Here is a 25,076-nt window from a genome sequence, read left to right on the forward strand (position 1 = left end):
GCATTTGACTACTATTCCCTTGAAATTGTGAAAAATAACAGTTTACGGATTTTTTTATTGTATTCAATTTAAATGGTGATTGAGCCTAGCGTAGCCTGGTTGCTTGCACCCAGGATTAACCAGAGTATTGCGCCCAGATTTTTGCCCCCCGATGTAAAAATGTTAATTGATTGGGTGCAAGTATCCGCTGGCGAGCCGTTATTAAAAGAACAGCGAAATGAGTACAATTTATGGCAGCATCGTATACGAGATGAATCAGATTTTTGTACACATGTGAATTACATTCATTTTAACCCCGTGAAACACGGATTGGTAAAAGAGGTTATCGATTGGCCTTTCTTAATCCTGGTTGCAAGCAACCAGGATTTACCAAAAATCGCCGGGCGGCATGTATACGAGATGAATCAGATTTTTGTACTCATGTGAGTTACATTCATTTTAATCGGGTGAAGCACGGATTGGTAAAAGAAGTTATCGATTGGCCTTTCTTAATCCTGGTTGTAAGCAACCAGGCTACGCTAGCTTGCTGGTTAAATCTTATTTAATTGGTCTAGGATATCTTGTGCTGTGTTGATTGCATCAACACAATTCTGATGTGATATAGTTTTATTTAGATAATAGTCCGCATCTACCCTAGAATCCTTGAGTTGTCTTAATAAACCAGCAATTTGAAAATATGTTCTTGTTGCAGGAGTGGGTACACCAGTTGGAGCAGTATATTTCTGATCATTGAGAAAATTAATAACAGTTTTATGACTAAAATTATTATTGTTGTTAGGTACTATTCCCATTTCATCTATTATTTTTTTATTACACTGCAGATATGCACAATAGTATGCTGCTTAAGACTGGCAATGCGTTTTCACAAAAATGGTATCATAACAAGTATAATTATTTAATGCATAGCCATTTTAGAAGCAATGCTTTGATTAAACTATTCTTTTTTATCGTTCGTTCAATAGACAAACTGTAGCCTGGTTGCTTGCAACCAGGATTTACCAGAGTATTGTACTCATATGAGTTACATTCATTTTAATCCGGTGAAACACGGATTGGTAAAAGAAGCTATCGATTGGCCTCACTCAAGTTTCCATAGGTATGTCAGGGAAGGTTTGTTACCGAAAAATTGGAGTAGAACGTTCTCGGGGTGTGGTTTTGGTGAATGAGGTATAGGGAATTATGTTGAAATCCTGGTTGCAAGCAACCAGGCTACGCTTGCTGCGAGTTTTTAATTCATCATATGGTTCAATGATAATTGGAGAATAATTCGATTTTGTATATACTTTATGTATATACTTTTTGTGAAAGGGTACTAATATGACTGCTACAAAAGTGTTTAAATCAGGTAATTCTCAAGCAGTCAGAATTCCTAAAAAATACCATATCAACAGCGATAGGGTTGAAATCTTCAAAAGAAATAATGAGCTCATTATAAGAGAGGTGCCAGATAATCTTAAACAGGCATTTCAACTAATGACGCAAATGCCAGAAGATTTCTTTGCAGAAGGGCGTGTGGATGAAAAACCGCAGGATAGGGAGTTTTAGGAATGTCTTTAAAGTATCTTCTTGATACCAATATTTGCATCCATATCATGAAGCAAAAGCCTAAATCCGTGCTTGAAAAATTTGAGCAATTAGAAGTGGGGATGGTTGGCATGTCAGCAATTACTTATGGCGAGTTGATGTATGGTGCCCAAAAAAGTAATCAGGCAAAAAAAGCAATGGAGTTGGTTCATCAGGTGTGTAATTACATTCTACCTTTATCCCTCTCATTGAAAGTTCCAGAATATTACGCAGTTATTCGAGCAGGATTAGAAAAACAAGGTCGAGTGATAGGTAATAATGACTTGTGGATAGCTGCTCATTGTTTAGAGTTGGGCATTACTCTGGTGACTAATAATGAGAAAGAGTTTTCTCGGGTGGATAAGCTAAAAATTGAGAATTGGGTTTAACCTGAATATTAAGTTTTTATTATTTCTGCCCCACAAAATCCCCACAATGGATTTTAGGGTATTAGGAAAATCAATTGTAACTTATCGATTTAATTGGTGGGCCCACTAGGACTTGAACCTAGGACCAACGGATTATGAGTCCGCTGCTCTAACCAACTGAGCTATGGGCCCGAAGAGTTGCCATTGTAATGGTAATAACGCTTTAATACCACAAGATTTTTAATTTTTTAGCCTGATTGTTGAGGAATACAGGCGTATTCCCCAACAATCAGGATACCATTAGCTTTCATCACCCTCGAGGAAGCTACGGAGCTTCTCTGAGCGGGAGGGGTGGCGCAATTTACGTAAGGCTTTTGCTTCAATCTGGCGGATCCGCTCGCGGGTTACGTCAAATTGTTTACCAACTTCTTCCAGGGTATGATCCGTATTCATCTCGATACCAAAACGCATACGCAATACTTTCGCTTCGCGTGGAGTCAGGGTTTCCAGAATTTCGAGCGTCGCTTCGCGTAAGCCTTCAGCGGTTGCGCAATCAATCGGCGATTCAATATTATTATCCTCAATGAAATCACCCAAGTGCGAATCGTCATCGTCACCGACCGGGGTTTCCATTGAAATAGGTTCTTTCGCGATTTTTAATACTTTATGTATTTTATCTTCGCTCAGATCCATTTTTTCTGCCAGCTCTTCCGGTGTTGCCTCGCGCCCTGTTTCTTGCAAAATCTGGCGTGAAATGCGATTGAGCTTGTTAATCGTCTCAATCATATGTACTGGAATACGAATCGTACGTGCCTGGTCTGCAATCGAACGCGTAATGGCCTGACGAATCCACCAGGTCGCATAGGTTGAGAACTTATAGCCACGGCGGTATTCGAATTTATCAACGGCCTTCATCAAGCCAATGTTGCCTTCCTGAATCAAATCAAGGAACTGTAAGCCGCGGTTGGTGTACTTCTTGGCAATTGAAATAACCAGACGCAAGTTGGCTTCCACCATTTCTTTCTTGGCACGGCGGGCTTTTGCTTCGCCAATAGACATCTTGCGGTTAATATCTTTAATTTCAGCAATGGTTAAACCATATTCTTCTTCAAAGGCGACCAGTCTTGATTGGAGGCGTTTGATTTCTTCGCTATATTCTTCAATGCGCACTAAATCCAGCTTTTTCCCTTGCTTGCTAACCAGCGTTTCAAGCCAGCTCATATCCGTTTCCTGGCCAGGGAAGGTGTCAATAAAGAGTTTGCGGGGAATGCGCGCTTTTTCAATACAAAGCCGCATGATGCTGCGCTCAAACTCACGAATGTGATTACGTAATTGACGGAAATGACGAGTTAACCGATCAACTTGCCTTGACGTTAATTTTAACTTCAAGAACGATTCCGACATCACATCCAACAGTTCGATGGTTTTTTTAGCGGTACGGCCATTGGCTTGCAGCGCTACCATCGCTTTATCAAAATTCTCACGTAATTCATCGAAATAAATCTTGGCTTGCTCAGGATTGGGGCCATCGTCAGCTTCTGCCAGGCCGCCTTCACCTTCTTCATCTTCAACATCGACATCACCAACAATCAGCTCTTCCTGTTGCGATTCGTCGAGCATGGAACCGATACTGGCTGCCGGTGCTTCTTCATCGTCATCGGCAAAGCCACTAATCACTTCACTAAGGCGTATTTCTTCAACCAGAACCCGCTCATAATCTTCAAGGATGAGTTGTATCGTTTCTGGATAATGCGCCAACGATTTCAATACTTGATAGATGCCTTCCTCAATGCGCTTGGCAATCCGTATTTCACCTTCGCGGGTCAAGAGTTCGACAGTACCCATTTCACGCATATACATCCGTACGGGATCAGTGGTACGTCCTGTCTCTTTATCCACAGAAGCAAGAACAGCCGCAGCTTCTTCGACATCCTCGGGTATTTCTTCAGTGTTACCCAGCAGCGCCAACTCATCATCACTGGGAGGGAGTTCGAATACTTTAATATTCATGCCTTCCAACATAGAGATGATCACATCAAAATGTTCCGTATCAACGATATTGGGTAGCAGGTCGTTGATCTGGGCATAAGTTAGGTAATTCTGCTCTCTACCTAAGCTGATGACTTTAGTGATTTGCGAGCGCTGTTGTTCTTGGTCATTCATGGTCATAGGCACTTATCGGGTGAGTGATTACAAAAAGGTTTTGATTATAAACCCCAGAGGACAAACATGCCAGTATATTCTGCGTTAATTTTTGTCATGGGCTGTTTGATGCCGTTGTTGCAGCATCTCTTGTAAAGCTAACCTCTCAGAAATAGTTAAGCCCTGATTTCTGGATTTTGCAATGTATTGGTTAATTTTATTTTCTAAGTTCTGTTTTTGTAAGAATAGAATGATATCAATAAATTCTTTCGTTAAAGCTTTTTCAGGGACCTGGTGGTCCCAGGCCGCTAATTTGCTAATTGGCTCAAAAAAAGCGGTATCACGCCACAGTTCTACAAGAGAGGCTGTATTGCTTTCAGGATATTGCGCAACATGATGGATTAATTTTTGCAGAATTTCCTGTTCTTTGCTGTCGACCCATTCAAAGCTTATTTGCGATTGGCATGCGGCGAAAATCTCCGGGTGCTGGATAAGAAGTGCAATGGCCAGCCGAAGAGGCGAGCGGGTAATGGTCTTGATATCGTTTATTTTTTCACTGCCCTGATCCTGAGTAAGTTGGCTAATACGATGATTTTCGATACGCGTCATGCGTGCTATTTCATCCACCAATAATTGTTTATAGGGACCTTCTGGCATTTTGAGCAGATAAGGTTTGGCGGCATTGATGAGCTGACTTTTACCAGCCGCACTGTTGGTATCAATAGCAGCAGCGATGGTATCAAGGAAAAAACGGTTTAAAGGCGTGGCTTTTTCCAGGCGTTCCCTAAAGGCATTTTGGCCTTCGGCTCGAACCAGACTATCGGGATCCTGGCCGTCGGGTAAAAAAATAAAACTGGCATCAAGTCCATTATTTAAGTGCGGCAAGCAGCTTTCCAAGGCTCGCCATGCAGCTTGTCGACCTGCGGCATCACCGTCAAAACAAAAAATCAGCTGTTTGGTATGCCTGCTCAGGAGTTGGATGTGGTAGGTACTGGTTGCGGTCCCCAAGGCAGCGACCGCATTGGTTATACCGTATTGGGCCAGGGCGATGACATCCATATAGCCTTCAACAACCAGGATGGCATCAATGGTAACCTGTTGTTGCAGTATTTGATGTAAGCCATAGAGCTCGCGGCTTTTTTGAAAAATGGTTGTTTCGGGTGAATTCAAGTATTTGGGTTTCTGGCTGGCTTCAATTGCCCGTCCACCAAAACCAATAATCCGGCCATGCCGATCATGAATGGGAAACATAATACGATGGCGATAGCGATCATAGGTTTTGCCATCATCTTTTTGAATAAGCATGCCCGTCGTAATCAGTTCGGCTTTATTGTTTTTAAATTGAGTTTCTAAAGTTTGCCATCCGGGTGGTGCATAGCCTAATTGGTATAATTTGGCTATTTCGCCGCTAAGGCCCCGTTGGCGCAGGTAGTCAATAGCAACTTGTCCCTGATTTTTCAAGGTTTTCTGATAAAATTGACTCACACGATTTAATAATTGGTAGAGGCTTAGCGATTGCTGATTTTTTTCGGAATCGCCTTCCCGGGGTACTTGCATCCCGAGTCGTGAAGCCAGCGTTTCAACGGCGTTCGTGAAGCCTTGATTGAGATAACTCATCACAAAACTAATGGCATTACCACTCGCACCACAACCAAAGCAGTGATAAAACTGTTTTTTCGCAACAACATTGAAGGAAGGGGTTTTTTCGCTATGAAAGGGACAACAGGCTACAAAGCTATGGCCACTCTTTTTAAGTGGCACATAACCATCAATCAACTCGACGATATCTGTTCGATGGAGGAGTTCGTCAATGAATGGCCGCGGGATTAAGCCAGACATGATAGCAGGCTAACTCAATCTAGCCTTTATCATCGCACTGACCTTGCTCATATCAGCCCGCCCTTGCAATTGCGGTTTAAGCTGTGCCATTACTTTACCCATGTCACTCATTTTTTCAGCGCCTACATCAGCAAGCGCTTGGGCGAGAAGCGCTTCAATATCGGCTTCAGACAAGGGTTCAGGTAAATACTGACTGATAAGATCCAATTCAAATTGTTCCTGCGCGACTAAATCATCACGTCCCGCAGCTTGGAATTGAGCAATTGATTCCTTGCGTTGCTTGGCGAGTTTATCGAGGATGACAAGCATTCGCTCTTCATCAACAACAATTCGCTCATCAACTTCAACTTGCTTGACTGCAGCAGTAACAAGACGCAAGGTATCCAGCGTCTTTTTGTCTCTGGCACGCATGGCGTCTTTCAGATCGTTACTAAGGCGGTCTTTAATAGTCATAATTACTTGCGTCTATGCTTAACGTTGCGACGAGCAGACGTATCACGAGAAATTTTCTTAAGATGACGTTTGACTGCAGCAGCTTGCTTGCGTTTACGCTCAGCAGTAGGTTTTTCATAAAACTCGCGACGACGTAACTCAGTAAGAATTCCAGCTTTTTCACAAGATCGCTTGAAACGACGTAGTGCGTATTCAGGATTTTCGCCTTCTTTCACACGAACGGTAGGCATTAATTTAGTCCTCTGATTTAATTGAACACAATAGGCTGGCAATTCTAGTGCCAGTTGATGCAATCGTCAAGTTTATTGTCACTTAGATTTGCAGAGTTATTTGTGAATTCGCTTATAATGGCTCTAAAAACTTGTTTTTTCGATCGTTTATACAGGATTTCCTGGTCTGAATCGAGTTGTCGATAGCAGATAAAAGTGGAATTTTTTAAAACTTGCCGGTTTGGACGTCTATTCTATTTGTTTTTGGCGTTAGCTGCATCTTTCCGTATAATTGATGGGCATTATTGAATTGATAGAGGTGTTGATGCGAGTACTGGGAATTGAGTCATCCTGCGATGAAACAGGCGTGGCGATTTATGATTCTGAAAAAGGCTTGGTAGCGCATGCACTTCATTCTCAAATTGCGACTCACCAGAGTTACGGTGGTGTCGTACCGGAATTAGCCTCCCGTGATCATGTCAAATATTTAGTACCTCTGGTTAACGAGGTTTTGCAGCAGGCGAAGCTCGATAAAACTGCTATTGATGCGATTGCCTATACGGCAGGGCCTGGCTTGATTGGCGCTTTGCTAACAGGCGCCTGTTTTGCCAAGAGTTTAGCCTTGGGCCTCAAAAAGCCTGCTTTGGCAATTCATCATCTCGAGGCGCATTTATTGGCAGCAAAACTTGATTCCCCTCAGCTTGATTTTCCGTTTTTAGTGTTGTTGGTTTCAGGTGGCCATACCCAACTAATAGAAGCACGGGGTTTGGGGGATTATCATTTATTAGGGGATACGGTTGATGATGCAGTGGGTGAGGCCTTCGACAAAACGGCAAAACTGATGGGCATTCCTTACCCGGGAGGCGCTATTTTGGCAGGATTGGCTGATCAAGTGGTACCAGAAACGGTCAGTTCATTGCCTCCTTTTCCACGCCCCATGACGGATAGGCCCGGCCTGGACTTTAGTTTTAGCGGCCTTAAAACACATGCACTGACGACCTGGAACAATAGTGCCAAAGATGATATTGCCAGGGTCTTGATAGCAAAAGCCTTTCAACAGGCCGTGGTAGAAACATTATTGATTAAATGTAAGCGAGCGTTGCAACAGACTGCAAGTCGTCGCCTGGTTGTTGCTGGCGGTGTGGGTGCCAATCAGGCATTGAGAGCTTCATTAAAAGCATTAATGCAAGGATTGCAGGGCGAGGTTTATTTTCCCCGCACAGAATATTGTACTGACAATGGTGCTATGGTGGCTTATGCCGGGTATTTGCATTTGGCACGTGGTGAAAGGGATAGTAGCCAGGCCATCGACGTAAAAGCGCGTTGGCCTTTGGCTGAACAGTAAAACCTCTTTGCCAGGAGTAATTTTTCGCAAGAAGGTTTTAGGCCTTGGGCTTTTTGGTTACTTTCTTCCTGGGGCTTTTAGGTTTTGCTTTCGGTGCTGCAGCAGACGTCTCATTTTCCAGGGTAGCCTGCATGTGCTTTAATTCCTTCTTGTGCTCCAATTCTTCAGCGTGTTCTATTTTCTCTTCTTCAACCTGTTCTTTCAAAGCGGCGCTGATTTCCTCATTGAGCGAATGGCTTTCAAAACGAATTTTTGGTTCTTCGCCATCGATTAAACGAGTAATATTCTCACGATGTTTATAAAGGATAAACATGGCAATAAACAATAATGGAGGCAAAGTCTCCACGCCGCTCATGGTGACTATGGCATAAACAGGAGCTAACACGACGGCAGCCATGGAAGCCAGGGACGAATAACGGCTAAAGTTGGCAACCAGAAGCCAGGTAGCAATGACCATGACTCCGAGAATAAAATGGAATCCTAATAAAGCACCAATCGCGGTAGCGACGCCTTTGCCGCCTTGAAAATTAAAAAAGACGGGATACATATGTCCCATTACTGCAGCAAAACAGGTAAAACTGATGGTAGCAGGTCCTGCTCCCAGGGCTTTGGCTAACACGACCGGTAGAAGGCCCTTTAGCATATCGGCTATCAAAACAATGAGCGCATATTTTTTGCCTGCCAGGCGTAATACATTGGTTGCCCCTGGATTTTGCGAACCTGTAACGCGTGGATCAGGGAGAGAAAAAATACGGCTGACAATGACTGCAGAACATACCGAGCCAGCTAAATAAGCAATAACAACGACAAAAATAAATAGCAGGGCGCTTAACATGATGCCTCCTAGCAAAAGAAAGAATTCATTATCGAGGAAAGCAATATACTTGTGAAGTTCTTATCACAACCTAAAGAATGAAATTATAGGGAAAGTAAGCCAAAGGGAAGGCGTGATGTTTATCCATTAAACAGATTGATTGCAAAAAATATTTTCCCTATTAATTAAAGAGTTTTTTGCCGCGCAGGCAGCGTACAAAATAAAACCGGCTACCAAGCCAAGCAATGACAAAACTGAAATGAAATGGTGCATTTGTCCGTTATTAACAATTTTTAGGTACAAACATAGAATTAAACCCCTGTTAGTCGGGCAGAAATAAGGCTTGTAAATCATTAGTATAACGGCGCCCGAAAGGGGTAATTTGCCAAAAGCGCTCATCAAGGGTGATCAGTCCCTTACTGGCTGCATGGACCAGAAGAGGGTGCAAGCGGTCAAAAGGGAGTCCCGTACGTTCGCTAAAGAGAGCGTGGGGGATGGCCTGTTCCAGGCGCGTCGCATTGAGCATGAATTCGAATAGCAAGGAATCAGGGGCAACCGTTTCTCGCTCAACGAGAAAGGCTTTATCTGACGCGAGATAATCGGCGGGTTGCCGTTGTTTTCTTGTACGATAGATGGTTTGGCCAAGCGATATTTTTCCATGTGCACCGGCACCAATGCCATAATAATCCCCGAAAAGCCAGTAATTTAAATTATGTCTGGCAAATTTTTCCTGTTGGCAAAAGGCTGAAATTTCATAGCGTTTAAAATCGTGGGCAGCCAATAATGCCAATCCCTGTTCTTCCAGCGTACAGGCTTCTTCCTCGTTAGGCAAAGGAGGGCGTTTCTTATAGAAGACAGTATTGGGTTCAATCGTCAACTGATACCACGACAAATGCTCGGGTTGATGGGCAAGTGCTGTTTGTAAATCCTCTAACCCCTCTGCAACGGATTGTCTCGGCAAGCTGTACATGATGTCGATGTTGATATTATCAAAGCCTGCCTGGCGCGCTGCTTCGATGGCTTTATGGGCTTGCAGGGCATCATGAATACGTCCTAAGGCTTGTAGATGAATGGGGTTAAAACTTTGTATTCCCAGAGATAATCGGTTGATACCTAATCGCCGATAGTCATTAAATCGTTGCTGTTCGACTGTACCGGGATTTGCTTCAAGAGTAATTTCAATGTCACTTGAGAATTTTACTAATTGCTGTAATTGGTTAAATAAAGACTCATAGGCATGGGCTGAAAATAAGCTTGGTGTCCCGCCTCCAATAAAAATACTATGAATTTCCCGGGCAGGAAAATGGGTAAGATCCGCTTTAAAATCAGCAACCAAAGCCTGTACATAAGATTCTTCAGGTAAGGATGCGGGGCTCTTATGGGAGTTAAAATCACAATAAGGGCATTTACGGATACACCAGGGGATATGGATATATAAAGAGGTAGGAAACATCGTTTTAAAAATCAGACTGGCTTGTTGAGAAAGGCAATAGTATCATGACGGAAATTTTACCACAAAATCCTGAGCTTTTGATTCTTACAGTAAATTTAGACGATTAGCTTTGGGATGGCGTGCGAAAGGTAATAGGTGAGAATGCGGGAAAAACCAGTCTGCACAAAGAGAACAGTGATTGCCAAGTCATCACTGTTTACTATCGAAGAAATGCATCTTCGTTTTGCTAATGGTGCAAAACGGGTGTATGAGCGTATACGCAGCCATGGCCATGGAGCGGTGTTGATTGTGCCAATTACGGCAGGAGAATCCTTGCTGTTAGTGCAGGAATATGCTGCAGGTACTGATTCTTATGAATTAGCCTTTCCTAAAGGTTTAATTGAAAAAGGGGAGTCTTCCCTTGATGCGGCGCATCGCGAATTGCAGGAAGAAGTGGGTATGGGAGCCAGACAATTGGACTGGCTTAAATCCATGACCTTAGCGCCAGGCTATTTTGGGGCGCGTCTTGAGCTGGTTGTGGCACGTGAATTGTACACGGCTCCCTTGCCTGGTGACGAACCTGAACCGCCAGTGGTAGTGGAGTGGCCCTTAAGCGCCTGGAAAGAATTGTTGGCGCGGCCCGATTTTTCTGAAGCCCGCAGCATCGCGGCGCTTTTATTAGTAAAACAATGGTTAAACGAGGAAAAAAATCATGAACAATCGCGTTAGAGTTGCTGTAACCGGGGCTGCGGGGCAAATTGGTTATGCTTTGCTATTTCGAATTGCCTCCGGTCAAATGTTTGGTCCCCACACAGACGTGGAATTACATTTACTCGAACTGGAACAGGCTTTACCTGCGCTGGAAGGAGTCGCAATGGAGTTGGATGATTGCGCCTTTCCTTTGTTGAAACGTATTGTTTGCACGTCTGATCTGAATGAAGCGATGCAAAACGTTAACTGGGCTTTACTGGTTGGTTCAGTACCACGCAAGCAAGGCATGGAGCGTTCTGATTTATTGCAAATTAATGGCGGCATTTTTACTAAACAAGGCCAGGCTATTAACGATTATGCTGCTGATGATGTGCGTGTCTTTGTTGTTGGTAACCCCTGTAATACCAATTGCCTGATTGCCATGCATCATGCGAGGGATATACCTAATGATAGATTTTACGCAATGACAACCCTGGATGAGTTACGTGCACGCACCCAGCTTGCCCAAAAAGCCGGGGTCGATATCACTAAAGTGAGCCAAATGACGATTTGGGGTAACCATTCTTCAACGCAATACCCTGATTTTTATAACGCGAAAATTAATGGTTTACCGGTACCAACCGTGATTAAAGATGAGGCATGGCTAAAAGAGACCTTTGTGACTACTGTTCAGCAACGCGGTGCCGCAATTCTTAAAGCACGCGGATTGTCTTCGGCTGCCTCGGCTGCAAACGCGGTTATTCAGGGTGTTAATCATTTGGTAAATGATACAGTAGCCAATGAATCTTTCTCAGTTTGCCGTAGTTCTGAGGGGGAATATGGGGTGGATGAAGGATTGATCTTCTCATTCCCTTGCCGTCGCGAACACGGCGAAATTCGCGTGGTGGAAGGCTTACCCTTTAATGATTACAGTCAAGCCAAATTCGATGCAACACTGAATGAATTACGTCAGGAACGTGATACAGTGAAGGCACTTGGATTATTGGATGACTGATGTTTTTACCTGCCAGGAGTGCTTTCTGCACTCCTGATACGTTCTTCTGCAAACAACCAACGGTTGTAAAATAACTACAATTAAGCAGGTTTCTTGTCTTTGCTAATATTTGCTTAATTGTTTGTCATCTATACTAATCTTAAATCACCTACTGATTTCTCATTATGGCTACATTTACTGGATTTTGTTTTGGTACTGGTGAAAAAAGTACCATGAAGAAAAAGAACATTATTTCTCAATTTTCCGAGGCTATACCTCCTGAGGACAGATTTGTACGAGAGGGGCCAGGTATGTTGGGTAAAGAAGTCACACCCAATGCAAAAGAATCGGTAAACGACGTTGTAAAATGGTTACTTAAACAAGAAGATGATAAAAATACCCTGAATTTAAGCGGTTTTAGCCGTGGCTCCGTGACTTGTATCGAGATTGCCAATCGGTTGAAAAAATTGGAATTGGCATTAGAGGCAGAGGCAAAAAAAGATAACTTAAGTCCAAAAGGAGCTGAAGTTCTAAGAAAGTTAAAGAATTTAGAGATTAATATTTTTGCCATGGATCCTGTTGCCGGGATGAGTGACAAAGGGGTAATGGACAGGAGAGTTATTCCGGATAATGTAAAGAGTTATGTAGCCGTATTGCAAACGGATGAAATGCGTCGCGATTTCAAACCGCAAGATATGACACGGGCTATTATTGCTTCACCAAATACCCAGGTATCTATGCTCCCTATGTATGGTAACCATTCTGATACGACCAAGATTAAGAAGGATAGCATGCAGAGTGGTGCAAAAATTATGTGGCATTCTCTTTATTAGTTTTTAACCCAACATGGTACGACCTTTAAAGATGGCAAAATGCCGCAGATGGTTACCAGCGATCCAAAAAAAGCAGGGAATCCCTATTCTGACATATCGCAATTTCCTCCCGAAACACAAAGTAAAGAGATGTTGAAGTTATTTAATCAACATCATCAAGAACGGGAGGCTTATTTGAAGTCGGGTAAAACAGTGAAGCTTGTAGATGGGATACCCGTGCCTAGAGATGTGAGAAGCTTAAACAATCATCTTGATTTCTATGTAAAAAATTCTGATTTTTTTGTTAACCAACTCGAGCGGGAGTTGTTTAAAGTATCTTACCCTAAAGTCTTTAACTATTTATTTGAACAGAATCAGAAAGATCCACATTTTCCTGATGACAGTGCTTCCAAGACTGAAGACGTGATTAAGGAATTAAAGCAATTAAAAGATGAAGATCCAGCGCTTTTTGATCGTTTGAGTGCGCGTGGGGTTGGCTTGGATGGACAAGAGCCAACTGTGGGTGAGCCAGGTGGTGTGTATTGTACAGAACCTTGTTCTACGGTGAGACAAATGTTCCCTGGCATGTTGCCAGAGGGCGCGAAAACCCTTGATCCTGATGTCGCCAAGTTGGCAGCTCTTGAAAAAGATGTTCATCGTCTCACTTTTAAATATGAGCGAGAAAAATCGGAGTTACTCGCTTTTTCACAAAGAAGCCAGGCTGGTAAAGCGCAAGCGTTACGCGATGAAGTGAGAAACATCATTGAAAATGAACCTGGTTCACCGCAAGATAAATACGATAAAGTGTTAAATAAAGTTGAAGAACATTATAAACATTTGACGGAAGCATCAAGTGCTAGCCAGTTACCCCACATGTTACGAGGGTTATTGGCCCAACATGATCGCCATTTTCAAGTGAAAGATACCTCCGTGCCACGAGTAGTCATGGCGGAGTTCATTCACGCTGGGCTTAGTTTGCTTAAGGAAACCGTTGATTTGACTTTTAGTTTGGGTCATCTGGGTGGAGGGATTTTATCGGCTGTAGGTACTGCGTTGCAGGATTTTGGTAGACGTTGCAATGATGTGATAGGCAAAGTTGGTTGGAACCCGCTCAAGGGGCTTGCTTCAGCGGTGGCCTATGCGTTTGAGGGGATTGGTTTTGCTATAAAAAATAGCTTTGGTCTAAAACCTCTTGGCAATGTCATTACTTCTGCCATTAGTGATATTAGGGATGAGGCAGTCAAAGCAATCGGTCCAGTTAAAGTTGAAAAAGTTGATTCGACAGAAAAATGCAAGCAACTAAAGAAGGGCCTCCATGACCTCCAGGAAAAGCCCCAAGAGCCGGATATGGGTAACAAACTGGATGGCAGCAGCATAGCCTATAAAGGTTAAGGAAATTGTTAAGAATTCCTTAACCTTTCCCCTGTTAGACTGATTCGTTTGAATTTGAGCTAATTACAGGGGAAATAAATGCTTGAGTTTTATCAGACGCAACAGACGACACAACATTTCTTAGCTACTTTTCTTGCCCTAGATCCTCATGAGTTCGCCGCTAAAGGCGACTTGATTGCACTGACCAACTTACAAAGTTCTCTTTTGGAATTTCTGATAGGTGCGTTGAAAAATCCTTCTTCTACGCCAGCAGAAGTTTCAATGAAAGTATGGGAAGATTATTCCAGCAATTATCGTGAGCAACAACGGTTATTAGCCCCTGTTGTGTCAGCAGAATATGCAGAATTCTATTTGCCAGAGCTTGTATTACCTGCTACTCCAATTAAGAAGGAAGAGGCGGAAGAGGAGGAAGTATTACTGCAGGGGGCAATTGGATTTCAATTAGAAGAGCCGACGTTTATAAATACCAGCCTTTCCGGGTTTGAAACCGACTCTTCTTCACAGCAGCCCTCTATGACTTCAAAAATCAATAGAGTAAATCGCTCTATTTCACGCAATGATTTAGTAAGTCCTTACGCATTCTTCCCCTTACCAGATAAAACGGATAAAAATGGCAAAGAGATGGAAAAATATGGGCTTTATGAACAACAGGTTGAAAGTTTAAAAGCAAGGAAAAAGTCTCTTTCTGTAGAGGAGAAACGAGAGCTCAGGCGTTTGTCTAATCTCTTGTCTGCCCGCAAATCGCGATTTCATAAGAAAGAACATCTTCATGAGCTGGAAACCGCGTTAGCACAAAGTAAAGAGCAAAATGAAGCCTTGCAAGAGACTTACCATCGTCTCAGTAGCGAACAACAAATGCTAAAAAAAGAACTGGCTGAGCTGATGTCAATGGTTGTGCAGGCAGGGGTAGATCCAGAAAGTTGGCTTAAACAGGTTATGGTTTCTCCTGTAAAGAACAACGAAGAACAGATCCATCATACACCATTTCAGCCGGACTAAGCGGGGAGAGGGTATTCACTGATGGTAATCCCGGCTTAGGCCGTTATCTATTGAATACCCTAAGTACCCATGATCCTTAAAATATCAGGATTTATAAATCTTAATGCCAAAGGGAACAAATAATTCTTTACCGTTAATTTTTACCTGGGCGTATAGTTTGGTAAAACCGGCTTTTTCAGGAACAAGATGAAATTGTAATTCAGGTCCGCCACGATCGGAGCTTTTCTGTGGTTCGCTACCCATTGGATGGATGTGAACGATTGTTTTAAAATCATCATTAAAACCTACAATGTGTGCATAAGCCCCCATGACGGACTCCAGGGAGCGGACAGGATTGCCTTTGGTGTCCGTGATATGAATTGTGCCCAAGGCTGGCTTTCCTACTTTCAATTGCTTTTGATCAAAGGATAATTTGAACGTATAACCATCGACAGTGTTTTCCCTGGCAAGTTGGTGAGCGCTTCTTAAAGTATTTTGAGGGGCACTAAGCAAATTGCTAATGACATATTCTTGTCGGTTAGTTTTTGTGGGTACCAGATCGGCCCAAATGCGATAAGTGGCATTTTTTTGTGTGGGCTGCCATGTAAATTGATAAACGCCGGCTTTATTGGTGGCTTGCGGGTGAGTATGGGTATAATCACTCAGGTTATCATCGATAATCAATAGATGTATTTTTTGTGTATGCACCTCATTTAAATCCCTCAGATTAATCGGTTGATTCGTTTGAATATCAGTTAATTTAATAGTAACAAGCTGTTGTCCCCCCTTCGCCAGGATTTTTTGTACAGTGAGCTTCAGGGTAGAGGGATAATTCTGTTTGCCTGGGTGTGAGTGTTTTGTATGGTCCATCGTGCTATGTTGATGGTTAGCATCGGCAAATAAGGGATAAGCAGAACTCATTAGTGCCAGAATCGAAATTAAAGATTTATTGAAAATCTTATGGATAAAATTTTTCACTTTTAACGCTCCAAATAGACCGATCGTTATCGCCAGGATAAAACGGTGTTATTACAATCAATACCATCGAGCGTTCCTTGCAAGACAGCCCTTTTATGCTGTGGTTGTCATCAGTCATAATAGTTGAACAAAATAATACCATTCCGAGTGCTAATACCCAAATACGCGCGCCAAATTCTTTCTGGCCAGTGTCTTGGCGGGCAAGGATTTATTTTTCATAATTTTTCCCATCGCAAACGCAGTGCGTTAATAATGACGGATACTGAACTCAGTGACATGGCGGCTGCGGCAATCATGGGATTTAGGAGCAGCCCCATAACGGGATATAAAATACCTGCTGCTACTGGAACACCTAATGCGTTGTAAATAAAAGCAAAAAACAGATTTTGGCGTATATTGCGCATCGTTGCTTTGGATAAAAGACGTGCCTTGACGATTCCCTGTAAATCGCCGTGTAGCAAAGTAATGCCAGCACTTTCTATCGCCACATCCGTGCCGGTACCCATCGCAATACCAATATCCGCTTTTGCCAGTGCCGGGGCATCATTGACCCCATCACCCGCCATGGCAACGACTCTATTTTTCTGTTGCCATTGGGCTACAATTCGGCCTTTATCTTCAGGCATAATTTCAGCGACAACCTGAGTAATACCCAATTTGGCAGCGACAGCTTCTGCGGTTTTTTGGCTGTCACCCGTTAGCATGACCACTTCAATGCCCTCTTGCTGAAGAATACTAATTGCAGCCGGAGTTGTTGATTTAATGGGATCTGCAACTGCCAGAATGGCAGCAATTTGATGCTCTACTGCAATGAACATCACCGAAGCTCCTTCGCTACGCAGGGCCTCAGCCTGATCAAACAGAGATTGATTGGTACTTTCCGATGCAGGCATTAATTTCAAATTACCAATCGCAATAGGGCGGCCATTTACCAGGCCTTGAACCCCTTTACCAATCACTGCTTCAAAGTCAGTGACAGGTGAAAAAGACAGATTTTTTTCTTTTGCAGCGCTGACAATGGCATGCCCAAGGGGGTGTTCACTATAATTTTCAAGGGCTGCTGCTAAAGCCAACAGTTCATCCTCTGACCAGTCAGGGAGGGTAACGATTTGGGTTAACTTTGGACGACCTTCAGTGAGCGTACCGGTCTTGTCAACAATCAAAGTGTCTACTTTTTCCATACGTTCCAATGCGTCGGCATTTTTGATAAGTACACCATGGCTTGCGCCTTTACCAATGCCAACCATAATCGATATGGGAGTCGCTAGTCCCAAGGCACAAGGGCAAGCAATAATGAGTACGGAAACAGCAGCGATAAGAGCGTAACTGAAAGCAGGTTGAGGCCCCCACACTGCCCAGCAAATTGCAGCAATAATGGCAATCAAGATAACCAGGGGGACAAACCAGCCTGCGACAGCATCAGCAAGGCGTTGGATAGGAGCACGGCTGCGCTGTGCGTCGCTAACCAGTTGGACGATTCGAGCCAGCATGGTGTCATGGCCAACATGAATGGCTTTCATGGTAAAGCTGCCTGTCTGATTCAAGGTAGCACCAATAACCGGGGAACCCTTTTCTTTCGCTACGGGCATTGCCTCACCAGTAATCATCGATTCATCGATATAACTGTTGCCATTAACGATTTCACCGTCGACAGGTATTTTTTCTCCCGGGCGTACGCGCAATAAATCGCCTACCTGGATGTGGCCAAGATCTATCTCCGTTTCTTGTTCATTTTCGTCAAGACGATGTGCTGTGGCCGGAGATAATTGTAATAAGGCACGAATGGCTCCGCCGGTTTTGGCCCGGGCTTTTAATTCCAATACCTGGCCAAGTAAAACCAGGGTAGTAATAACGGCAGCTGCTTCAAAATAAACTGCAACCACTCCTTCTTCATTGTGGAAAGAAGAGGGAAAAATACCAGGGAATAGGGTGGCTATTACACTATAGCCCCAGGCTACCCCAGTACCTATGGCAATCAAGGTAAACATATTTAAATGACCCGTTTGAAGAGACTGCCAGCCGCGTTGAAAGAACGGCCAGCCACACCCTAGTACAACCGGTGTTGCCAGAATCATTTGGATCCAAATTGAGAGATGGATTGGTAACCATTGATTGAGTAAGTGCTCACTCATAGCCAGTATGAATACTGGCAGGCTAAGCACCAACGCTATCCACAATCGGCGATTCATATCCTGATATTCCGGGTTATGCTCTTCTTCTGCAGAAATGGTTTCAGGCTCTAAGGCCATACCACAAATAGGGCAGTTACCAGGATTGTCCTGACGGATTTCTGCATGCATTGGACAGGTGTAAATAACTGGACCCTTGCTTTGAGTCGGTTGTTGGGGTGCATGAGCAGGATGATGGCAGCAACTCTTTTTTTCTGTTGAGATTTTGTCTGGTTCTTTATGGTGGTTGTGGTTCATCGGTTCACCTATTCATACTTTTGCAACAGAGTAATAATCTCACGAATACGTTCGTCCTTATTGGCTTCATTACCACTACAACAGGCCTCAGTCACGCAATGTCCTATATGTGTTTCAAGTACGCCCAACTCAATTGTTTTAATCGCATTACGTGCTGCACGTAACTGAGACATAATTTCTACGCAATAGCGTTTGTCTTCAATCATGCGCTTAATGCCTTCCAGTTGACCAATAACCCGATTGAGACCGGAAATTTGTTTTTCATGTGAGGGGTAATTTGACATGGTAATTCTCCATTTTATTAGTTTTATATACCCCAATGGGTATGTTGTCAAATCTTGCGAATGGATAAAAATAGAGAAGTAATTCCCGATCTAACTGAATTTATAGATTTTTTTTACTAAAAAAATTATTCTACCCTTGATAGCTTTTTTATATTTAAGGCTAACAGTTGTCTTTATTTCTCTCTGAAGTACAAGGAATAGCCATGATTTTAAAAACCTGTGATGTTAGTAAGATTGACCACCTCATCACGCCTGATGAGATTTTTGAAATAACGCTGGATTCTCCTGCATTGGATATCTTTACTGATTTTAAAAAGACAGAACCCTTAGTCATTGATCAGTCACTTGATGTGGTTACCGCTGAAGATTTAATGAAAAAAACGCATGTTAAATTGAAATTGGTTTTGGAGGATGGCGAATTTATAGGGACGCTTGCCTATAGTGATTTAATTGGCGAAAAAGTCATGTCGCGTGTTCATCACCACACCCTGCGCCGTGATATCTATGTGAATGAAGTGATGACACCCCGCAGTCAATTGAAAGCGATTGATTTTAATGATGTACAAAGGGCAAAAGTCAAAGATATCGTAGAAACGCTAAAAAACGAAGGAAGCCAACATTTTCTGGTAATTGATAATACCCTACATCATATTCGCGGTATTATTTCTGCTAGTGATATTGCCCGTCGATTACATATTCCCATCAATATCAGTTCAGTTTCAACGTTTATGGACATCTACAAAGCACTCAACCATGACAGATACTGATGCTTTGCCCGGGGACTGTTTACAGTGAAATGTAAACAGTCTCGACGCCTGATCCCCTATAGCGACAGGGCAATTTTTTTATAACTCTTTGAAATCAATTTGTTAGCAAGAAAACAAAGTGATGATTATTTGCCTATAATTTATATAGTGGTTTGCTGTAGAGCTGTGTATGGAACTAAGGGTTTACTTTTTACCAAAAGGATTTGAACCCGTAATTAATAGGACATTAGACTTAAAATCGCAAGCCCTGGCCCTCTTGACTCAGGTGGCAGAGATCATCAAACAGGCTATGGAAGTCGTTCAACCTTCCACCGCATCTGATCATCTTGCACTGGTTATAGGCTTTGGGGATTTTTGGAAAAGTGGATGTGGGTTGCTAACTCATGGATGCCTGCCTCAATCACTTGCCTTGGATTATTTTGCGCGAGAAATGGTGGCACTCAGTGCACTATACCCCCAGGTTATTTTAATTCCAGGTAGCGTTTATCTTTCTGTGGATAAACTGGCTGCTGATGAGAAAAGCTATTTCCGATCCAATTCAGATCATTTTATCCCGTCAGTGTATGTGCAAAATATTGCTCCTGTATTTTATAGTGGCAAATGTTTAAGACTGATCAAAAAGGGAGGGTATCTATTGAGTGTCAATAAAAATGAACAACATAGTACGGTGAAAGAATTAACGTCTGAGAGTGAGTTCCTGAATGCCTTATCCTCGGTTCATTGTCAGTGTTTAGAGGTTCTCCCTTGTCCTGAAGATGAATCAGGGGCTCTTGCTATTCCTGACGTTGCTTTTTTTGGTAAAACGCCGCTACCAGGTGAAAATCTTTTACTAGAAACCCTGGACTTATGGTCAGATCGGTTATTTTCTCCTGTTTTTACTATTGAAAATGTTACCTTTGGCCTGGAGATTGGTACGGATCACGATTTTGCTGCCCAGCATCTTGCTGCCCGATTGGAAAATTTGGATCTCCATTTACTCATCTCCTCTGGCCAATCCAGGCGATATGACGGGACAAACGGCTGCGGTTTTTTTATTTGTGCCGATAAAGACAGGGCAACGATGTTGGATATGCAAGAAGGAAAACGTATGAATATCGATACGGTTCTTCAGGTCGATATCAAACATCTTTGCCGGAAAAGCGGTTTTGCGTCTTAAGACGTCTAATGTTTAAAATGCCTGTATCCTGTAAAGATCATGATGATTCCAGCTTCATCGGCCGTAGCAATCATTTCTTTATCCCTTATTGATCCGCCTGGTTGAATTAGGGCAGATATTCCGGCCTGGGCAGCGATTTCAATGCTGTCAGCAAAGGGGATAAATGCATCCGATGCCATGACTGAATCCAGAGTAGAAAAACCGGCTTGTTCTGCCTGCCATAAAGCGATACGCGTACTCATTACACGGCTGGTTTGGCCTGCTCCAATTCCTATGGTTGCGTTATTTTTGGCAAATACAATTGCATTTGATTTGACATGTTTTACTGCTAACCAGGCAAAGAGTAAGTCCTGTTTTTGCTGCTGGGAAGGCTTTTTCCGGGTGACGGTTATAAATTCATCACTGTTTACTGCAAAATCATCGTGTTCCTGGACTAATAAACCACCATCGACGCGACGCATATCTAACTTAAACTCATGGTTAGGTTGCCAGGTCCCTGTTATGAGTACGCGGATAGCGGGCTTGGATGCCAAAATCACCTTTGCTGCATCACTGATTGCTGGAGCGATGAGTACCTCAAGAAACTGTTTTTCAAGAATAGCTTGCACGGTTGCTTCATCCAGCAACTGATTGAAAGCCAAAATACCACCATAAGCGGATACCGGATCAGCCTGTTGAGCGCGTAAATAAGCGAGAAGAGGCGTGTCCCCTATTGCAATGCCACAAGGATTACCATGTTTGACGATGACACAGGTATTGGTTTCCGGTGGAAACGATTTAACACAATCAAAAGCGGCATCCGCGTCAAGCAAATTATTATAGGATAATTGTTTACCCTGGATTAACTCTGCGGTGGCTAATGATCCAGCTGGCGGGTTTTTATCCATATAAAAGACAGCTTGCTGGTGAGGGTTTTCTCCGTAACGTAATTCATATTGTTTATTAAATTGACAAGTTAATACAGCGGGAAAACCACTGGGATGTTTTTCATCATTCAGAGTACCAAGATAATTGGCAATTGCTGCATCATAGGCCGCAGTATGGGCGAAGGCTTTTTTCGCCAGGCTGAATCCCAAATTGGCTGAAACTTTCTTTGCCTGGACGCATTCTGCCAGCAATTCATAGTCGTCGGGCGTTACTACAACAAAAACATGGGCGTGATTTTTGGCCGCTGAGCGAATCATGGCTGGACCGCCGATGTCTATATTTTCAATCGCTTTGTGAAAATCGCAATCATGATTACTAATGACTTGTTCAAAGGGATATAAATTAACAATCAGGAGATCAAAACGCTGGATACCATGTTCATTTAGAGTGTGATCGTCTTGATTATCGCGAGCCAACAATCCTGCATGAATTGCTGGATGCAGGGTTTTAACTCGGCCATCAAGCATTTCTGGAAAGGTTGTACATGCACTGACTTCAGTAACCGGTAACTGATGTTCGGTCAGCAGGGCTGCTGTATTTCCGGTAGCAACAAGCTCGATTCCCTGTTGGTGTAAGACTTTGGCAAGCTCAACTAGCCCGCGTTTGTCAGAAACGCTTAATAAAGCTCGTTTGGGAGTAAAAGGAATCATTCGGGAGTTGGTTGTCATAGTAGGCTCTGCTCTATAAGATAAGAAGGCATTATATGCGTTTATATCACGAAACGAACGTTAAAATTACAGACTGGCCTCAGAAGAAGGCGGTGCTTTTCGCTAGCTTGAGTGACAAGCATCAAGATAGTAACTGCCTCTATCGACGTACAAAGGCTAACAAAGACCAGCCATCCAGGTTGTGCGTTAATAAATGGGTAAAATCAGCCTGATAAGTTTCAATTAATGAACTGGCTTGCTCCTCTAAAATTCCCGAAACGACCAGGAGACCATGAGGGTTCAGTAATTCCTTAAACGTATTGGTTAAACTCATAAGGGGTGCCAGCAGAATATTGGCGATCACCAAATCGGCTGGTGCTTGCAGGCTTTGTGGAAATCCAATATGCAATTGTTGCGGTTCTATAGTATTGGTAAGCGCATTATTTCGGGTGGCCTGTAAAGCTTGCTCATCAATATCAACTGCTTGCACGGTTGCTGCACCAAGTTTTAAGGCTGCAAGGGCAAGGATTCCTGAACCACAACCATAATCAATCACTTTTTTATTGCTTAAATCAGCTTGTTCAAGCCAAGTCAGGCACAAAGAGGTTGTTGGATGAGTTCCGGTACCGAAGGCCAGGCCAGGATCCAGAATTAAATTCACTGCCTGAGGCTCTGGCGGTTCAAGCCAAGAGGGGCAAATCCATAATTTTTCGCCAAAACGCCGGGGTTTAAAATCATCCATCCAGGCACGTTCCCAGTCTTGATCAGCGAGGTGTTGAATGCTGAAATGTAAATGGGTATGTTGAGGTGCCAGTAGCTGTTTTGCTTGTTCGGCATCTTGTTCATCGCTGTAAAGCGCATTAATCACAACATCTGGCCACAGTGGAGTGGTTCCAGGTTCTGGCTCCAGTACAGGGTCGTCATTTTTATCTGTCAAGGTGATAGATAAAGCGCCGGTTTCTTCCAACGCTTCACTCAGTAATTCCACCTCATTACGATGGCATTGTTCAATCTGTAGTTGATACCACACAAGCTTATTCCTTCAACATTTTTTCCAGATAGTGGATATTGGTACCCCCTTGTATGAAGGCTTTATCGCGCAAAATACGATGGTGTAACTCAATGTTGGTCTTAATACCATCAATGATAATTTCATCCAGTGCATTCCGCATTCTAGCGAATGCTTCTTCCCGCGTTTTACCGTAGCTAATCAACTTGCCTATCATGGAATCATAATTCGGTGGCACAGTATAGCTACTGTAGACATGAGAATCAAAGCGAATGCCGGGGCCGCCTGGTTGATGTAAAAGTCTTATGGTACCTGGTGATGGCATGAATGTTTTCGCATCTTCAGCATTAATACGGCATTCGACGGCATGACCTTGTAGCTTGATATCTTCTTGTTTGAGGGTAAAGGGGATATCACTCGCAATTTTTATTTGTTCTTTAATCAGATCAATACCCGTAATCATTTCGGTTACTGGATGTTCAACCTGGATACGTGTATTCATTTCAATAAAATAAAAACACCCGTCCTGATACAAGAATTCAAAGGTACCGGCGCCGCGATATTTTAATTCACGGCAAGCATTGACGACGCGTTCGCCAATTTCCTGACGTAAGGCAGGTGTTATTCCAGGTGCTGGCGCTTCTTCAATCACTTTTTGGTGACGGCGTTGCATTGAACAGTCACGTTCCCCCAAGTGGATCGCATTACCATGGCCGTCCCCTAAAACCTGGAATTCAACATGGCGAGGATTTTCCAGGAATTTTTCCATGTAAACCGTTGCATTGTTAAATGCAGCTTTTGCTTCACTGCGAGTTAAGGCAATGGCATTTAGAAGATTTGCTTCGGTGTGTACGACGCGCATACCACGACCACCGCCGCCGCCTGCAGCTTTAATGATGACTGGGTAGCCAATATCGCGGCCTAATTGCAAGTTGCGAGCATCATCGTCTAATAAAGGGCCATCAGAGCCGGGTACACAGGGAACCCCAGCCTTTTTCATGGCAGCAATGGCAGAGACTTTATCACCCATTAAGCGAATCGTATCACCGCGTGGACCGATAAAACGAAAGCCACTTTGTTCAACGATGTCAGCAAAATCAGCATTTTCTGCCAAAAAACCGTAACCGGGATGAATGGCAACAGCATCAGTAATTTCCGCAGCAGATATAATGCGCGGGATATTCAAGTAACTTTCTTTTGAGGGAGCAGGACCAATACAAACGGTCTCATCAGCAAGTCGCACATGTAATAAATCTTTATCAACGTCTGAATGAACGGCAACCGTTTGAATACCAAGTTCCTTACAAGCACGCAAAATACGAAGAGCAATTTCGCCACGATTGGCGATAACAATTTTACTGAGCATCCGGTTACCCCTTATTCTATAGTAAACAAGGGTTGGTCATATTCGACTGGTTCACCATTTTTTACAAGGATGGCAGTCACTACACCGGTTCGATCAGCTTCAATTTCGTTAAACATTTTCATGGCTTCAACAATACATAAGGTATCGCCTGTTTTCACTGTTTGGCCGACTGTAACGAAGGGTGCAGCCTCAGGGGATGGTGCGGTATATATGGTTCCCACCATCGGCGAACGAACTTTGTGACCTGAAACAGTGGTTTCAACTTTAGGTTCGCTGTTATTCGGTGCGTGGTGCGCAGCAGCAGGGGGCGCCGCTTGTTGTAAAGGCGGTGCGATATAACGTTGCTGTACGGGTGCTTCCATGGCGTAACTATGACGGCTCAGGCGTACTGATTCCTCGCCTTCCTTGATTTCAATTTCTGAAATGCCGGTCTCATCCAGCAATTCGATCAATTTTTTGATTTTACGAATATCCATCGATAATAA

The 25,076-nt window shown here is 43.2% G+C and carries 25 protein-coding genes and 1 tRNA gene; 11 read left to right on the forward strand and 15 right to left on the reverse strand.

Features of this window, described 5'->3' with window-relative positions:
* The first annotated feature begins 72 nt into the window (after positions 1-72).
* Positions 73-426, forward strand: a complete 354-nt coding sequence (locus Lfee_RS17865) for a hypothetical protein (protein WP_058444810.1) — start codon at positions 73-75, stop codon at positions 424-426.
* Positions 427-530: 104 nt separating this feature from the next.
* On the opposite strand, the gene Lfee_RS05790 is transcribed toward Lfee_RS17865, so the two are convergent.
* The gene (locus Lfee_RS05790; RefSeq protein WP_058444811.1) at positions 531-791 is read right to left on the reverse strand and encodes a hypothetical protein; all 261 of its coding nucleotides are present in this window, start codon (positions 789-791) and stop codon (positions 531-533) included.
* 526 nt (positions 792-1,317) lie between these two features.
* Here Lfee_RS05790 and Lfee_RS05795 point away from each other — a divergent pair.
* Entirely contained in the window at positions 1,318-1,545 is a 228-nt protein-coding gene (locus Lfee_RS05795; protein WP_058444813.1) for an antitoxin, read from the forward strand.
* A 2-nt stretch (positions 1,546-1,547) separates the two neighbouring features.
* A complete protein-coding gene (vapC, locus tag Lfee_RS05800; protein WP_058444815.1) occupies positions 1,548-1,952 on the forward strand; it encodes a type II toxin-antitoxin system tRNA(fMet)-specific endonuclease VapC in 405 nt (134 codons plus the stop codon).
* Positions 1,953-2,046: 94 nt separating this feature from the next.
* Here vapC and Lfee_RS05805 read toward each other — a convergent pair.
* The 5 genes from Lfee_RS05805 to rpsU all read right to left on the reverse strand — a co-directional run bounded on the left by Lfee_RS05805 (position 2,047) and on the right by rpsU (position 6,595).
* Positions 2,047-2,123, reverse strand: a tRNA-Ile gene (locus tag Lfee_RS05805).
* Positions 2,124-2,231: 108 nt separating this feature from the next.
* Positions 2,232-4,100 carry an RNA polymerase sigma factor RpoD gene (rpoD, locus tag Lfee_RS05810; protein WP_058444816.1) on the reverse strand — a complete coding sequence of 623 codons (1,869 nt, stop codon included), beginning with the start codon at positions 4,098-4,100 and terminating at the stop codon, positions 2,232-2,234.
* Positions 4,101-4,178: 78 nt separating this feature from the next.
* Entirely contained in the window at positions 4,179-5,912 is a 1,734-nt protein-coding gene (gene dnaG / locus Lfee_RS05815; protein WP_058444818.1) for a DNA primase, read from the reverse strand.
* Between the two features lie 9 nt (positions 5,913-5,921).
* The gene (locus tag Lfee_RS05820) at positions 5,922-6,365 is read right to left on the reverse strand and encodes a GatB/YqeY domain-containing protein (RefSeq protein WP_058444820.1); all 444 of its coding nucleotides are present in this window, start codon (positions 6,363-6,365) and stop codon (positions 5,922-5,924) included.
* Positions 6,366-6,367: 2 nt separating this feature from the next.
* Complete coding sequence (gene rpsU / locus Lfee_RS05825) at positions 6,368-6,595, reverse strand: 30S ribosomal protein S21 (RefSeq protein WP_026069641.1); 228 nt, start codon at positions 6,593-6,595, stop codon at positions 6,368-6,370.
* 304 nt (positions 6,596-6,899) lie between these two features.
* On the opposite strand from rpsU, the gene tsaD reads away from it, so the two are divergent.
* A complete protein-coding gene (tsaD, locus tag Lfee_RS05830; RefSeq protein WP_058444926.1) occupies positions 6,900-7,919 on the forward strand; it encodes a tRNA (adenosine(37)-N6)-threonylcarbamoyltransferase complex transferase subunit TsaD in 1,020 nt (339 codons plus the stop codon).
* Between the two features lie 37 nt (positions 7,920-7,956).
* Here the strand turns inward: tsaD and plsY are convergent, their stop codons facing one another.
* Complete coding sequence (gene plsY, locus Lfee_RS05835) at positions 7,957-8,754, reverse strand: glycerol-3-phosphate 1-O-acyltransferase PlsY (protein ID WP_058444822.1); 798 nt, start codon at positions 8,752-8,754, stop codon at positions 7,957-7,959.
* Positions 8,755-9,055: 301 nt separating this feature from the next.
* Complete coding sequence (hemW, locus tag Lfee_RS05840; RefSeq protein ID WP_058444824.1) at positions 9,056-10,186, reverse strand: radical SAM family heme chaperone HemW; 1,131 nt, start codon at positions 10,184-10,186, stop codon at positions 9,056-9,058.
* A gap of 141 nt (positions 10,187-10,327) precedes the next feature.
* Here hemW and nudE point away from each other — a divergent pair, with 141 nt between their 5' ends.
* The 5 genes from nudE to Lfee_RS05865 all read left to right on the forward strand — a co-directional run bounded on the left by nudE (position 10,328) and on the right by Lfee_RS05865 (position 15,052).
* Entirely contained in the window at positions 10,328-10,894 is a 567-nt protein-coding gene (nudE, locus tag Lfee_RS05845; RefSeq protein ID WP_058444826.1) for an ADP compounds hydrolase NudE, read from the forward strand.
* Positions 10,878-11,870: a malate dehydrogenase gene (locus Lfee_RS05850; protein WP_058444828.1), complete on the forward strand. Its 993-nt coding sequence runs from the start codon at positions 10,878-10,880 to the stop codon at positions 11,868-11,870. Before nudE ends, Lfee_RS05850 begins: the two co-directional genes overlap by 17 nt.
* Before the next feature lie 164 nt (positions 11,871-12,034).
* The gene (locus Lfee_RS05855; protein WP_058444830.1) at positions 12,035-12,682 is read left to right on the forward strand and encodes a hypothetical protein; all 648 of its coding nucleotides are present in this window, start codon (positions 12,035-12,037) and stop codon (positions 12,680-12,682) included.
* Between the two features lie 39 nt (positions 12,683-12,721).
* Positions 12,722-14,053: a DUF5621 domain-containing protein gene (locus tag Lfee_RS05860; protein WP_058444832.1), complete on the forward strand. Its 1,332-nt coding sequence runs from the start codon at positions 12,722-12,724 to the stop codon at positions 14,051-14,053.
* A gap of 78 nt (positions 14,054-14,131) precedes the next feature.
* Positions 14,132-15,052 carry a bZIP transcription factor gene (locus Lfee_RS05865; RefSeq protein WP_058444834.1) on the forward strand — a complete coding sequence of 307 codons (921 nt, stop codon included), beginning with the start codon at positions 14,132-14,134 and terminating at the stop codon, positions 15,050-15,052.
* A gap of 84 nt (positions 15,053-15,136) precedes the next feature.
* Here the strand turns inward: Lfee_RS05865 and Lfee_RS05870 are convergent, their stop codons facing one another.
* The 3 genes from Lfee_RS05870 to Lfee_RS05880 form a co-directional block, all read right to left on the reverse strand.
* Positions 15,137-16,009, reverse strand: a complete 873-nt coding sequence (locus tag Lfee_RS05870) for a hypothetical protein (RefSeq protein ID WP_238584873.1) — start codon at positions 16,007-16,009, stop codon at positions 15,137-15,139.
* A gap of 215 nt (positions 16,010-16,224) precedes the next feature.
* On the reverse strand, positions 16,225-18,435 hold the full coding sequence (locus tag Lfee_RS05875) for a copper-transporting P-type ATPase (protein WP_058444836.1): 2,211 nt from the start codon (positions 18,433-18,435) through the stop codon (positions 16,225-16,227).
* An 8-nt stretch (positions 18,436-18,443) separates the two neighbouring features.
* Entirely contained in the window at positions 18,444-18,719 is a 276-nt protein-coding gene (locus Lfee_RS05880) for a metal-sensitive transcriptional regulator (RefSeq protein WP_058444838.1), read from the reverse strand.
* Positions 18,720-18,922: 203 nt separating this feature from the next.
* Between Lfee_RS05880 and Lfee_RS05885 the strand changes: the two genes are divergently transcribed.
* Positions 18,923-19,486, forward strand: coding sequence for a CBS domain-containing protein (locus tag Lfee_RS05885; RefSeq protein WP_058444840.1), 564 nt, complete (start codon positions 18,923-18,925; stop codon positions 19,484-19,486).
* Positions 19,487-19,655: 169 nt separating this feature from the next.
* Complete coding sequence (locus tag Lfee_RS05890) at positions 19,656-20,642, forward strand: hypothetical protein (protein WP_058444842.1); 987 nt, start codon at positions 19,656-19,658, stop codon at positions 20,640-20,642.
* Between the two features lie 5 nt (positions 20,643-20,647).
* Here the strand turns inward: Lfee_RS05890 and purH are convergent, their stop codons facing one another.
* From purH to accB, 4 genes are all read right to left on the reverse strand, one after another.
* Positions 20,648-22,237 (reverse strand): bifunctional phosphoribosylaminoimidazolecarboxamide formyltransferase/IMP cyclohydrolase, encoded by a 1,590-nt coding sequence (gene purH / locus Lfee_RS05895; RefSeq protein ID WP_058444844.1) that lies wholly within the window; start codon positions 22,235-22,237, stop codon positions 20,648-20,650.
* 139 nt (positions 22,238-22,376) lie between these two features.
* Positions 22,377-23,246, reverse strand: coding sequence for a 50S ribosomal protein L11 methyltransferase (prmA, locus tag Lfee_RS05900; RefSeq protein WP_058444846.1), 870 nt, complete (start codon positions 23,244-23,246; stop codon positions 22,377-22,379).
* 4 nt (positions 23,247-23,250) lie between these two features.
* On the reverse strand, positions 23,251-24,591 hold the full coding sequence (accC, locus tag Lfee_RS05905; RefSeq protein ID WP_058444848.1) for an acetyl-CoA carboxylase biotin carboxylase subunit: 1,341 nt from the start codon (positions 24,589-24,591) through the stop codon (positions 23,251-23,253).
* An 11-nt stretch (positions 24,592-24,602) separates the two neighbouring features.
* Entirely contained in the window at positions 24,603-25,067 is a 465-nt protein-coding gene (gene accB, locus Lfee_RS05910; RefSeq protein ID WP_058444849.1) for an acetyl-CoA carboxylase biotin carboxyl carrier protein, read from the reverse strand.
* Positions 25,068-25,076: the final 9 nt, after the last annotated feature.

This window comes from Legionella feeleii (assembly GCF_001467625.1).
Taxonomy (GTDB): Bacteria; Pseudomonadota; Gammaproteobacteria; order Legionellales; family Legionellaceae; genus Tatlockia; species Tatlockia feeleii.